Source organism: Pseudomonas mandelii (assembly GCF_900106065.1).
Lineage (GTDB): Bacteria > Pseudomonadota > Gammaproteobacteria > Pseudomonadales > Pseudomonadaceae > Aquipseudomonas > Aquipseudomonas mandelii.
Window position 1 is genome coordinate 5,016,942 of record NZ_LT629796.1, and the last position, 12,683, is coordinate 5,029,624.

The window sequence follows — 12,683 nt, forward strand, 5'->3', positions numbered from 1 at the left end:
GCGATCGATATTTCTGCACTGTGAGCCGGGCCAGGTTTTCAGCACGCAAACGTGCATGAACAGCTTCAGAGATTTAAACAGCGATACGGTGCTGCGGTTCGGCCCCTACGCCTTTCACCAGCGGCAACGGCTGATCCTGGACGGTGATCGGCCGCTGCGCATGGGCGGTCGCGCCCTGGATATCCTCCAGGTGCTGGTTGAGCGCGCCGGCCATGTGGTCAGCAAGGACGAGTTGATTGCCCACGTCTGGCCGACGTCCGTGGTCGAAGAAATCAACCTGCGCGTGCATATTGCTGCGCTGCGCCGGGCGCTTGGCGACGGGCAGAACGGGGAGCGCTACATCGTCAACGTTCCCCAGCGCGGCTACAGCTTTGTCGCCCCGGTGGAGTCGGTGCCGGCGACCACCTTGGTCTCGATCGAGACCGCGCAAAAACATCAACACAACCTGCCTGCGCGGCTCACACCCGTGACCGGACGGGACTCGATGGTCGGCAGCCTGGTCCGGCAATTACCGGTTCGGCGGCTCATGACCTTGGTCGGCCCCGCTGGCATCGGCAAAACCACCGTGGCGCTCCGCGTGGCCGAACTGCTGTTGCAGCACTATAAAGATGGCGTTTGGCTGGTGGATTTCGCGGTGCTCGATGATCCCGCACGCGTGGTGGATCACCTGACACAAACCCTGGAACTGGAGGTCGGCACAACCCTGGACGTGTTGGCGAATCGGCATATGTTGCTGGTGCTCGACAACTGCGAACACCTGTTGGAACGCTGCCGGGCATTGGTCGACGATTTGCTGGCGTCGGCGCCTCGGCTGTCGATTCTCGTCACCAGTCGTGAACCGCTGATGGCGGCGGGGGAAACAGTCCAGCGCTTGCCGTCGTTGGCGGTGCCGCCCGCGTCGGCGTCGCACAGCGTAGCCGAGTCCATGGGCTACTCGGCGGTGCAGTTGTTCGTCAGTCGCGCCCGAGCCCGTCAACAAGGGTTTGCCTTGCGCGAACAGGACCTCAAGGCAGTGCGTGAGATCTGTCGACGACTTGACGGTTTGCCGCTGGCCATTGAACTGGCAGCGGCGCAGATCGATGCGTTGGCATTGGTCGGCTTGCAGGCTCAGCTGGATAACTGTTTTCAACTGCTGACTCAGGGGCGACGCACGGCCGTGCCCCGGCATCAAACCCTCAAGGCTGCGCTGGACTGGAGCTATGAACGGCTGAACCAGGGGGAGCAAACCGTGTTGCAGCGCCTCTCGGTGTTCAAGATGTCCTTCACCCTGGAGGCGGCGATTGGCGTCAGCAGTTGCGAGCTGCTCAAACCCGATCAACTGGCGACGCTGGTACAGCGGTTGGTCGCCAAGTCGCTGCTGTCGATGGATCAGGTCAACGGCACCACGCGGTACCGCTTGCTCAATACCACGCGCACCTATGCCCTGGAGAAACTCGAACACAGCGGCCACCTGCGTACGTTCGAACAGCGCTACTCGCATTACATCAGCCGGGCACGCTGGGTCTCAGGCGTTCAGGTGCCCATGCAGCTCGTCGAGTAGCCGACGGACTTTGCTCAGGTCCGGGGTGGCAAAGCCTTCGGTGAACCGATTGTAGATCGGCGTCAGCAGTTCATGAGCCTGCTGATGTCGACCCTGGCGCTGCCACAATTGCGCCAGCGAGGTGGCGCTGCGCAGCTCCCAGGCCAGGGCGCCCTGATGCCTGGCCACATTCAACGCTCGCAGCAATACCTCCTCCGCCATCTCGCTTTTGTGGGAGTGAGCCTGCTCGCGAACGCGTTCACTCGGGTCATCCACTGCTTGCGCATTTTCTTCAGTCAGCAACGCATCAGCCCTGGCCCGCAATATCTCCGCCGTGCTCCAGCCCGCTGCCGCGGTATCGGCCCGTTGCCACAAGGCGTCATCGACGAACGTGGCGTCCAGCGTGACCATGATTTCCTTGATCAGCCCGGCACCCGGCGGTGGCGCCGACGGTGCTCCAGCCTGGTCGATCACCTGCGCGTAGTGTTGCGCCCACGTGTGAAACAGCAGCACCGAATGTTTCTGCGCCTGTTCCAGTAGCAGCCGTAACAGTTTGCGTGCGGTTGTACTGTCGCCGTTGTAGTGGGCGATCAGGCAGCCGGCCAGCGCCAGGGTGTAGCAAATGGAGGTGCCGTGGTTGATCTGGAGCGCGATGTCCAGCGCCTGGCGGGCGGTGCGCCACGCCTGCTCCGGCTGACCTTGCAACCAGAGGATGCGCGCCAGAATCGTCAGGGCGGCCACGCTCTGATCGTATTGCACGCCAAAGCCGTGGGTGAAGCGGTTGAGGTGCCCGCTCTGGGCCATGCGCTGGATGACCTGTTCGGCATTCACCCGGGCCAGTTGCTGATTGCCGGCAAAGTGCAGGGCCAGGACCCGCAGGCGGTGCGTGCTCAGCGACAGCACGGGGTCACCCTGGGCGCCCAGGCGGTCGAACAGCTGGCTCTGCTCCAGCGCCATTTGGTAGTGGCCGCAACTGAGATTGACCGCCATGTGCCCGGACACCGCCCGCAGTTGACCGGCCACGTCGTTGTTGTGCCTGGCCAGGGTTCTGGCGCTGACGAACGCGGCAATGGTTTCGGCCGTGCCGCCCTGGGTGTGGTAGCAGGAACTGCCGAGGGCGAGCTTGAGGGTCATTTGCAGGTGAGGACAGGGCTCGGGCGCCGCCTCCAGCAAGGCCAGCGCCTTGCGCACGTAAACGCCATGTTCCTTGAGCAGCGACAACTCCTGCCACAGCGGCGTCGACGTCGCAGTCAGCCGGATCGCCAGCGCCTGCGAACCTTGGGCGTTAAAGCCCCAGTCGAGGGCCGAACGAATGTCATCCAGACTGCGGGCGTAACGCTCGATCCACAGGCCCGTGGAAATCAGCTCCCAGTCAGTTTGAGCCTGATGCATCAAGGCCAGGCAGCGTTCGGCGTGGCGCTTTCGGGTGTCCGGCAGGTCCAGGGTCTGGTCGAGTTTTTCCAGTGCGTAGCTGCGGGTGGTGTCGAGCAAGCGGTAGAACACTTCTTCGTCGCCCACTTCCACGTTCAGCAACGACTTGGCCACCAGTTGCGTGATCGAGCCGAACACCTCGCCGGGCTCGATGTGTTCGCCGACGATCACCGCCGCGGCCGACTCTAGCGTAAAACCGCCCCTGAACACCCCCAGTCGGCGCAGGCAGGTTTGCTCGCAGGCGTTGAGCAGTTCGAAACTCCAGTCGAGCGTGGCGCGCAGGGTCTGGTGCCGGCCCAGCGTCGACGGACAGCCTTGGGTGAGCAGGCGAAAACTGCCTTGCAACTGCGTCAGCAACCCGCTCAGGCCAAAGTGGCTGACTTGCGCCGCCGCCAGTTCGATGGCCAGCGGAATGCCGTCCAGGCGGTGGCAGATGTCAATCAATAACGGCAGGTCGTCATCGCTCAGCTCGAAACTGTCCTGGCTGGCCATGGCCCGCTCGACGAACAGTTGCAATGCGGAAAAGGTCAGCGCCTGGGTGCGGTCCAGCACCGCGATGGGGGGTGGGCAATCAAGCGATTCGAGACGCTGGACGAACTCACCTTCGGCCCGCAGGCTCTCGCGGCTGGTGGCCAGGATGTGCACGTGCGGCGCGGCGCGCAGGATGCTTTCGCAGAGCAGCGCGACCGCGTCGAGCAGGTGCTCGCAGTTGTCGATCACCAGCAGCATCCGCCGCTCGCGCAGGAACGTGGCCAGTCCGTTTGTAGATTCGGCATCGTGCAGGGACAAATCCAGCAGCGTCGCCAACTGGGCGCTGATCATGCTCGGATCGCTGAGCGGCGCCAGGTCCAGCAGGCGAATACCGTCCCGGTAGCGGCCGATCAACAGTTCGGCGACGCGCAGCGCCACGGTGGTCTTGCCGATGCCTCCGGGGCCGACGAGGGTGATGAAGCGCTGGCGTGACAGCTGAGTGACCAGGTTTTCGACCAGTGATTGACGACCGATCATGCGCGTCCGGCGGATCGGCAGGTTATGGGCGCTCGGCTGGAGGCTTTCGCTCGCAGGGTGCTGCTCGATGGACTCGAGGGAGAAGGGCGCGACAAAACTGTAGCCGCGCTGGGCGACAGTGACGATATAGCGCTGGCCGGCCTGGCCGTCGCCGAGGGCTTTGCGCAGCGCCGCCATGTGCACGCGCAGGTTGATGTCTTCGACGACGCTTTTGGGCCATACCCCGGCGATCAGTTGCTGTTTGCTGACCACGTTTGGGGCGTGCTCCAGCAGGATCAGCAGAATATCCATGGCGCGCCGGCCCAGGCGCAGGGGCTGGTCGGCCTCCAGCACCAGGCGTTGTCCGGGATAGATCCGGTAGGGGCCGAAATGGATGGCCTGTTCTGGGGAAAGGGTCAACGTGTCGCTCCTGCTTGCAGCCGTCTGGTACGCGGTTTCCGAGCATATTCCTCAGGTTTTTCCGGCAACGCAACGAGGTGTTCGCCTGACTGTCGGGTGTCCGCTGCGACTGCCTGTACCTGGCGTCCCTGGCAGGCGCCGCATTTATTGAGGGGCAACCTTGGCAAAGCCGCTGTTGAGGCTTTTGGCGCGCCAACGAAAATTAACAACGTTTAACTCGTCCTGCGTCTGGTCTACGCCCAAAACTCTGCTGCTTCAACACCCGCTGGTCTTGTAGGCGCGAGCCAGCTCGCGATAGCGGTGGGTCAGCTTGCATCGATGTTGAATGTGCCGCCGCCATCGCGAGCAGGCTCGCTCCCACAGGGAATTGTGCCGGGCTGGCGAGTGGGGCATGTAGCAAAGGGATCAACTTGTCATGAGGACACCGGGATGAGCAACGTGGTGGTGGTCTATCACAGTGGCTACGGGCACACCCGGGTCATGGCCGAAGCCGTGGCCCAGGGGGTGGAACGGCACGTGGGCAGCACCTGCCTGCTGGTTCCGGTCGATGAAGTGGACCAGCACTGGGACCGGTTGCACAGCGCCGACGCCATCATCTTCGGCGCCCCGACCTACATGGGCAGCGCGTCGGCGCAGTTCAAAGGCTTCATGGAGTCCACGGCGGCGTTCTACCTCGCCCAGCCGTGGCGCGACAAACTGGCCGCCGGCTTCACCAATTCCGGCTGCCTGTGCGGCGACAAACTCAACACCTTGCTGCAGATGGCGGTATTCGCCGCGCAGCACTCGATGATCTGGGTCGGCCTCGACCTGCTGCCGGCGCGCTCCAGCACCGGCGCCTTCGAGGGGCAAATGAATCGCCTCGGCAGCTCGCTCGGCGCCATGGCCCAGTCGAATGTCGAACAGACCCCGGACCTCGCCCCACCTCCCGAAGACCGTTGCACCGCCGCGCACCTCGGCGAGCGGGTGGCGCGGCTGGCTGAACGAATGAACCCATCACCGCTTTGATACACCCCCAACACTCGCAAAGGAGACATCGCATGAGTACGTTCACGACCCGAGATGGCACCGAGATTTACTACAAGGACTGGGGCACCGGCCAACCCATCGTTTTCAGCCACGGCTGGCCGTTGAACGCCGACAGCTGGGAGTCGCAGATGATCTTCCTGGCCTCCAAAGGCTACCGGGTGATCGCCCACGACCGTCGTGGTCATGGCCGCTCAAGCCAGCCGTGGACTGGCAACGACATGGACACCTACGCCGATGACCTGGCGCAGTTGATCGAGTTGCTCGACCTCAAAGACGCCGTGCTGTTCGGCTTCTCCACCGGCGGCGGCGAGGTGGCGCGCTACATCGGTCGCCACGGCACCGGTCGCGTGGCCAAGGCCGGGCTGATTTCCGCGGTGCCGCCGCTGATGCTCAAGACCGAAGCCAACCCCGGTGGCCTGCCGATCGAAGTGTTCGACGGCATTCGCCAGGCATCTCTGGCCGACCGTTCGCAGCTGTACATCGACCTCGCCAGCGGGCCGTTCTTCGGCTTCAACAAACCGGACGCCAAGCCGTCCCAGGGCATGATCGACTGGTTCTGGATGCAAGGCATGATGGCCGGCCACAAGAACGCCTACGACTGCATCAAGGCGTTCTCGGAAACCGACTTCACCGAAGACCTGAAGAAGTTCGACATCCCGACGCTGGTGGTGCACGGCGACGCGGACCAGGTGGTGCCCTTCGAAGCGGCGGGCATCGCCTCAGCAAAACTGGTGAAAGGTTCGCAGCTGAAGGTCTACCCCGGTGCGCCCCACGGCTTGACGGATACCCACAAGGATCAGCTCAATGCTGATCTGCTGGCGTTTCTCAAGGGTTGATGTGCCCCGGCGCGGGCATGGACCCGCGCCGGTTTTCACTCTGATAAAACAGGTTTTATAGCGCGTGAGTTTGAGCGGTGCAGGCGCGACGTGGGGGAAGGGTGCGCACCGCACGGCAACGCCACGCAAATGGGTTGATGCCTTCGCTGCGGGTGAAGATGTGGCAGAAATGCGCCTGATCGCAGAAGCCGCATTCGAGGCTGATTTGCGTCAGCGTCATGTCGGTGTTCTGGATCAATTGCTTGGCCCGGGCGATGCGTTGATGACGAATCCAGTCCTGGGGCGAGAGCCCGGTGCTGCACTTGAACGCTCGGGAAAAATGACTGCGCGACAGGGCACAGGCGCGGGCCAGTTCGGTGACTTCAACGGTTTCACCCAGGCGTTCGAGGATCAGTTGCTTGGCCAGCTCTTCACGCCATGGGGTCAAGCCGCCGGTGGCTTTTCTGGGTGCTTCATCGACTGCCGCACGGGCGACGTTTTGCTGAGAATGGGCCATGACAAATGTCCGTGTCGGTGAGCTTCATTCTTGGTTGCGAGGCCTTGTCAGGCGAGTTAAACGTTGTTAATTCCTCATGCCGGGTGGGCAGTCTCACGTAAAGTCAGAGACAATCGTTACCCTCAAGCCTGGCTGAACACACAAGGAAACCGTGCCTATGAACCGTAACGATCTGCGTCGCGTCGACATGAACCTGCTGGTGATTTTCGAAGCGTTGATGTTCGAAAAGAACCTGACCCGGGTCGCTGAAAAACTGTTCATGGGGCAGCCGGCGGTGAGTGCGGCGCTGGGGCGGTTACGGGATTTGTTCGACGATCCGTTGTTGCTGCGCAATGGTCGCGCCATGGAGCCGACGGCGCGGGCACTGGCTATTCTCAAGGAGCTGCAACCGGCGATGGATGTGATTTCCGGGGCGGTCAGTCGGGCGAAGGAATTCGATCCGACGACCAGTAGCGATGTGTTCCGCATCGGGTTGTCGGACGATGCCGAGTTCGGTTTGTTTCCGCCGTTGTTGCGGCAATTGCAGGAAGAGGCGCCGGGGATCGTGGTGGTGGTGCGTCGCGCCAACTATCTGCTGATGCCGGCGTTGCTGGCCTCGGGTGAGATTTCCGTGGGGGTGAGTTACACCACGGATTTGCCGGCGAATGCCAAGTGCAAGAAGTTGCGGGACATTCCTTGCAAGGTGCTGCGCGGGGACAAGCGGCCGGGGATGCTGACGCTGGACGAATATTGTGAACGTCCGCATGCCATGGTGTCGTTCTCGGGTGATTTGAGCGGCAATATCGATCTGGATCTGGCCAAGGTCGGTCGCAGCCGTCGGGTGGTGTTGGGTGTGCCGCAGTTCAGCGGGTTGCGGGCGTTGTTGGCCGGGACTGAGATGATTGCCACGGTGCCGGATTATGCGGCGTGTGCGCTGGTGGAGGGGTGTGCGTTGCGGGCGGAGGATCCGCCGTTTCCCATTGATGCGGCGCAGTTGTCGATGGCCTGGAGTGGGGTGCATGACAATGATCCGGCGGAGCGGTGGTTGCGGTCGCGGATCAGTGAGTTCATGTCTAGGCCTTTGGTGGTTTCGGCTTGAACGTGGCGGCCTTCGGGCCGACCAGGTTCCCCTTGATGTACCCCATCCCCAATGTGGGAGCGAGCCTGCTTGCGAAGGCGGCCTGATAGCCGACCTATCTCTTTCAGGTGTACATATCCATTTCTGCGGTAACGGCTGCTTATGGTTTCGCCCTTACGGCGACTCCCTTTGGCAAACGCCCCAAAGGAAGCAAAGGTCTTCGCCCCAGCGTCCGGCCCCTCGCCTGGGCTCGGCGTACCCTCGCTCCGGCATTCATCTGGGGGCATCGCCTCCGGTCGGCTTCGCTTCGACCTCCTCTCGATGTGTGCGGCTTCGCCGCACGGCGCTACGCGCCCACCCCCAGATGAACGCCTCCACTCGGCCTCCCGAAGGGGCGGGCAGATCAAGATCAAAAGCAGGCGAGCTAACGCTCGGCCTAATGAGTGGTGAAGAGCGAAGCGTGTACACCGAACCCCTTGTAGGAGCGAGGCTTGCCCGCGAAGGCGGCCTGACAGCCGACCAATCTCTTGCAGGTACCCACATTCCACTGTAGGAGCGAGGCTTGCCCGCGAAGGCGGCCTGCCAGCCGACCAATCTTTTGCAGGTACACCCATTCCACTGTAGGAGCGAGGCTTGCCCGCGAAGGCGGCCTGCCAGCCGACCAATCTTTTGCAGGTACACCCATTCCACTGTAGGAGCGAGGCTTGCCCGCGAAGGCGGCCTGCCAGCCGACCAATCTCTTGCAGGTACACCCATTCCACTGTAGGAGCGAGGCTTGCCCGCGAAGGCGGCCTGCCAGCCGACCAATCTCTTGCAGGTACACCCATTCCACTGTAGGAGCGAGGCTTGCCCGCGAAGGCGGCCTGACAGCCGACCAATCTCTTGCAGGTACCCCCATTCCACTGTGGGAGCTGGCCTGCCCGCGAAGGCGGCCTGACAGCCGACCAACATTTTGCGGATACACCCAATCCAATTGTGGGAGCTGGCCTGCCAGCGAAGGCGGCCTGCCAGCCAACCAATATTTCGCAGATGCACCCAATCCAATTGTAGGAGTGAGCCTGCTCGCGATGGCGGCGTATCAGCCACCATCAAGGCTGAATGATCCACCGCTATCGCGAGCAGGCTCGCTCCCACAGGATCTTCGTCGGTCGTAGATCCGGCTCATCCGCAAAACAGCACGTACATCCAATTTTCCCCGCTCCCGTCCCGGCACTATCAAACCAGGTCCCGGCGCATGAACGCCGGTGGTTTTTCATTTGTGCAGGTAGCCCATGAATACATCGCGATGGGATGAGCGGGCGCAGGATTTCGGACTGCTGTTTTTGCGGGTCACTGGCGGTGTGTTTCTACTGTGGGTGCACGGTTTGCCGAAGCTGCTTAACATCAGCGCTCAACTGCAAGTCATCGAAGACCCGTTTCACCTCGGCGCGAACGTCACGCTGATGCTGGCGATTTTTGCCGAGGTGCTGTGCCCGTTGCTGATTATCGCAGGGGTGTTGGTGCGTCTGGCGTGTCTGCCGATTCTGGCAGTGTTGCTGATCGCGCTGCTGGTGGTGCATGCGCAATGGAGTCTCGATGAAGGGCAGTTCGGTTGGCTGCTGTTGATTGTGTTCACCAGCCTACTTATCGCCGGGCCGGGACGGCTGGCGCTCAATGTCCGATTTGCCGGAGCTTTGCGTTATGCCTGAATCCAATCGTTTCGAGGAAGTCGTGACCCTGGTCATCAAGCACCGGGTCAAAGCCGGTTTTGAAGCGCCCTATGAAGCCTGGTTGCGCAACATTGTCAGCATCGCCGGGCAGCAGGAAGGGCACTTGGGCGTGGACGTGATGCGCGGTAAAAACGCTGGCCTGGACATGTACACCTGCGTGCTGCGCTTTTGTTCCACCGACGCGATGCAGCGTTGGCTCGATTCACCGCAGCGCCTTGAGTTGGTCAAGGAAGCCACGCCGATGCTCGCCGATGGCGACCAGACCGAGGTCAATCCGGTCAACGAATTCTGGTTCGCGCCGCAGGCCGACGCCGCTTCGCCACCGCCGCCGCGCTGGAAGCAGGCCGTGGTGACCTTGCTGGTGATTCTGCCGCACACCTTGCTGGTGCCGCTGCTCTGGGGCCCGCTGCTGCAACTTAACGCCATCCTGTCCAATTACGTGGTCGCGACGTTCCTGATCACGCTGACCATCGTCGTTTCGGTGGTGTACCTGTTCATGCCGATGGCGACGCGTCTGTTCGCGCCCTGGCTGTCTCAATCCACTCCGTCCAAGGAAACGCGATGAACGCCGATCTGATTTTATTCAATGGCCAATTTCATACCGTTGACCGTGAAAACCCACGCGCCAGCGCGGTGGCGATCCGCGAAGGTCGCTTCGTCGCGGTCGGCACCGACGCCGAAGCCATGGCCCTGCGCGGGTCGGGCACGCAGGTCATCGACCTCAAGGGTCGTTGCGTCATTCCCGGCCTCAACGACTCGCACTTGCACCTGATTCGCGGCGGTCTGAATTACAACCTCGAACTGCGTTGGGAAGGCGTGCCATCGGTGGTCGATGCCTTGCGCATGCTCAAGGACCAGGCCGATCGCACGCCCACGCCGCAATGGGTGCGGGTGGTCGGTGGCTGGAACGAATTCCAGTTCGCCGAAAAGCGCATGCCGACCCTCGAAGAACTCAATCAGGCCGCGCCAGACACCCCGGTGTTTGTCCTGCATTTGTACGACCGCGCGTTGCTCAACCGCGCCGCTTTGCGCGTGGCCGGTTACACCCGCAACACGCCGAACCCGCCGGGTGGCGAGATTGTGCGCGATGCCAACGGTGAGCCGACCGGCATGCTGGTCGCCCGTCCCAATGCGATGATTTTGTACTCGACGCTGGCCAAGGGGCCAAAGTTGCCGCTGGAGTACCAGGTCAACTCGACGCGCCAGTTCATGCGCGAACTCAATCGCCTCGGCCTGACCAGCGCCATCGACGCCGGCGGTGGTTTCCAGAATTATCCCGACGATTATCAGGTGATCGAACAGTTGGCCAAGGACCAGCAGCTGACCATTCGCATCGCCTACAACCTGTTCACGCAGAAGCCGAAAGAAGAGCTGACCGACTTCAAGAACTGGACGTCGAGCGTGACCCTGCATCAGGGCGACGATTACCTGCGACACAACGGCGCCGGGGAAATGCTGGTGTTTTCGGCGGCGGATTTCGAGGACTTCCTCGAGCCGCGTCCGGACTTGCCGCAGACCATGGAAGATGAGCTGGAACCGGTGGTTCGCCACCTCGTCGAGCAGCGCTGGCCGTTCCGTTTGCACGCCACGTACAACGAATCCATCAGCCGCATGCTCGACGTGTTCGAGAAGGTCAACCGCGACATTCCGTTCAACGGTTTGCCATGGTTTTTCGACCACGCTGAAACCATTACGCCGCAGAACATCGAGCGGGTGAGGGCGCTGGGTGGCGGTATTGCGATTCAGGATCGCATGGCGTTTCAGGGCGAGTATTTCGTCGAGCGTTATGGCGCCAAGGCCGCCGAGGCGACCCCGCCGATCAAGCGCATGTTGGCCGAAGGGGTACCGGTCGGCGCCGGTACGGATGCCACGCGGGTGTCGAGCTACAATCCTTGGACATCGTTGTACTGGATGGTCAGTGGCCGCACCGTCGGTGGCCTGGAACTGCATGCCGAGGGCCTGTCCCGGCAGACCGCGCTGGAGCTGTTTACCCACGGCAGCGCCTGGTTCTCGTCCGAGCAGGGCAAGAAAGGCCAGATCAAGATTGGCCAACTGGCGGATGTCGCGGCGCTCAGCGCTGACTTTTTCAGCGTCGATGAAGAAGCGATCAAGTGGATCGAATCGGTGTTGACCGTGGTCGGCGGCAAGGTGGTGTACGCCGCCGGCGATTTCGAAAAACTGGGACCTGCCAGCGTGCCGGTGCTGCCGGACTGGTCGCCGGTGGTCAAGGTGCCGGGTCATTGGCGTCCGACGTCGCCGATGCAGGCGCAGGTTCACCATTGCAGCGGGCCGTGCGGCGTGCATGCCCACAGCCATGAAAAGGCCCGGTTGTCGAACGCGCCGGTCAGCGATTTCGCCGGTTTCTGGGGCGCGTTCGGCTGCTCGTGCTTCGCGTTCTGACGATCACAAAACGCGCCGATGCGCTGCGTCGGCGCCTTGCGTAATACCCATCCATCGAGGAGTTTCACATGAGCAACGTTCCGTACAAGCGCCTGAACAAAGACGATGCCGTAGTCCTGTTGGTCGACCACCAGACCGGCCTGATCTCGCTGGTCCAGGATTTCTCGCCGAACGAATTCAAGAACAACGTGCTGGCCCTCGCGGACCTGGCCAAGTTCTTCAAATTGCCGACCATCCTCACCACCAGTTTCGAAAATGGCCCGAACGGCCCGATGGTGCCTGAGCTCAAGGAACTGTTCCCGGACGCGCCGTACATCCCGCGTCCAGGCCAGATCAATGCCTGGGACAACGAAGATTTCGTCAAAGCCGTTAAAGCCACTGGCCGCAAGCAACTGATCATCGCGGGTGTGGTGACCGACGTATGCGTGACTTTCCCGACGTTGTCGGCACTGGCGGAAGGCTTTGAAGTGTTTGTAGTGACCGACGCCTCGGGCACCTTCAACGAAACCGTGCAGCAAGCGGCCTGGGCTCGCATGTCGGCGGCCGGAGCACAATTGGTCAACTGGTTCTCGGTGGCGTGCGAGCTGCAGGGTGACTGGCGTAACGACATGGAAGGCCTGGCGAACCTGCTGTCGCCGCGTATTCCGAACTATCGCAACTTGATGAACAGCTACGTGGCGCTGACTTCGAAGTAAGCCCGGCGATCCATAAAAATGCCCGCGACTGTGCGGGCATTTTTATGTCTGGGACAACCTCATTGGGGTGGTGAGGTTTTTTGTGGCGAGGGAGCTTGCTCCTGCTG

10 protein-coding genes are annotated in these 12,683 nt (G+C 62.1%); 8 read left to right on the plus strand and 2 right to left on the minus strand.

Translation table 11 applies throughout. The annotated features are described in order from the left end of the window. The first annotated feature begins 55 nt into the window (after positions 1-55). Positions 56-1,540: an ATP-binding protein gene (locus BLU63_RS23380; RefSeq protein WP_083376363.1), complete on the plus strand. Its 1,485-nt coding sequence runs from the start codon at positions 56-58 to the stop codon at positions 1,538-1,540. Here BLU63_RS23380 and BLU63_RS23385 read toward each other — a convergent pair. Continuing rightward, positions 1,505-4,357 carry an ATP-binding protein gene (locus BLU63_RS23385; RefSeq protein ID WP_083376364.1) on the minus strand — a complete coding sequence of 951 codons (2,853 nt, stop codon included), beginning with the start codon at positions 4,355-4,357 and terminating at the stop codon, positions 1,505-1,507. The two genes, BLU63_RS23380 and BLU63_RS23385, sit on opposite strands and share 36 nt — an antisense overlap. A gap of 429 nt (positions 4,358-4,786) precedes the next feature. On the opposite strand from BLU63_RS23385, the gene BLU63_RS23390 reads away from it, so the two are divergent. Both BLU63_RS23390 and BLU63_RS23395 read left to right on the plus strand, forming a co-directional pair. After that, positions 4,787-5,362 carry a flavodoxin family protein gene (locus tag BLU63_RS23390; protein WP_010455741.1) on the plus strand — a complete coding sequence of 192 codons (576 nt, stop codon included), beginning with the start codon at positions 4,787-4,789 and terminating at the stop codon, positions 5,360-5,362. A 32-nt stretch (positions 5,363-5,394) separates the two neighbouring features. Further along, positions 5,395-6,219: an alpha/beta fold hydrolase gene (locus tag BLU63_RS23395; RefSeq protein WP_077748146.1), complete on the plus strand. Its 825-nt coding sequence runs from the start codon at positions 5,395-5,397 to the stop codon at positions 6,217-6,219. A gap of 55 nt (positions 6,220-6,274) precedes the next feature. Here the strand turns inward: BLU63_RS23395 and BLU63_RS23400 are convergent, their stop codons facing one another. Further along, complete coding sequence (locus BLU63_RS23400; RefSeq protein WP_010455736.1) at positions 6,275-6,715, minus strand: helix-turn-helix domain-containing protein; 441 nt, start codon at positions 6,713-6,715, stop codon at positions 6,275-6,277. A 157-nt stretch (positions 6,716-6,872) separates the two neighbouring features. Here BLU63_RS23400 and BLU63_RS23405 point away from each other — a divergent pair, with 157 nt between their 5' ends. The 5 genes from BLU63_RS23405 (at position 6,873) to ycaC (ending at position 12,576) form a co-directional block, all read left to right on the plus strand. After that, the gene (locus BLU63_RS23405) at positions 6,873-7,793 is read left to right on the plus strand and encodes a LysR family transcriptional regulator (RefSeq protein WP_010455735.1); all 921 of its coding nucleotides are present in this window, start codon (positions 6,873-6,875) and stop codon (positions 7,791-7,793) included. 1,250 nt (positions 7,794-9,043) lie between these two features. Then, a complete protein-coding gene (locus tag BLU63_RS23410; RefSeq protein WP_010455734.1) occupies positions 9,044-9,460 on the plus strand; it encodes a DoxX family protein in 417 nt (138 codons plus the stop codon). Continuing rightward, complete coding sequence (locus BLU63_RS23415; RefSeq protein WP_010455733.1) at positions 9,453-10,046, plus strand: antibiotic biosynthesis monooxygenase; 594 nt, start codon at positions 9,453-9,455, stop codon at positions 10,044-10,046. The genes BLU63_RS23410 and BLU63_RS23415 overlap by 8 nt, the downstream gene beginning before the upstream one ends. After that, the gene (locus tag BLU63_RS23420; RefSeq protein WP_010455731.1) at positions 10,043-11,881 is read left to right on the plus strand and encodes an amidohydrolase; all 1,839 of its coding nucleotides are present in this window, start codon (positions 10,043-10,045) and stop codon (positions 11,879-11,881) included. Before BLU63_RS23415 ends, BLU63_RS23420 begins: the two co-directional genes overlap by 4 nt. Before the next feature lie 68 nt (positions 11,882-11,949). Further along, on the plus strand, positions 11,950-12,576 hold the full coding sequence (ycaC, locus tag BLU63_RS23425) for an isochorismate family cysteine hydrolase YcaC (RefSeq protein WP_010455729.1): 627 nt from the start codon (positions 11,950-11,952) through the stop codon (positions 12,574-12,576). The last annotated feature ends 107 nt before the right edge of the window (positions 12,577-12,683 follow it).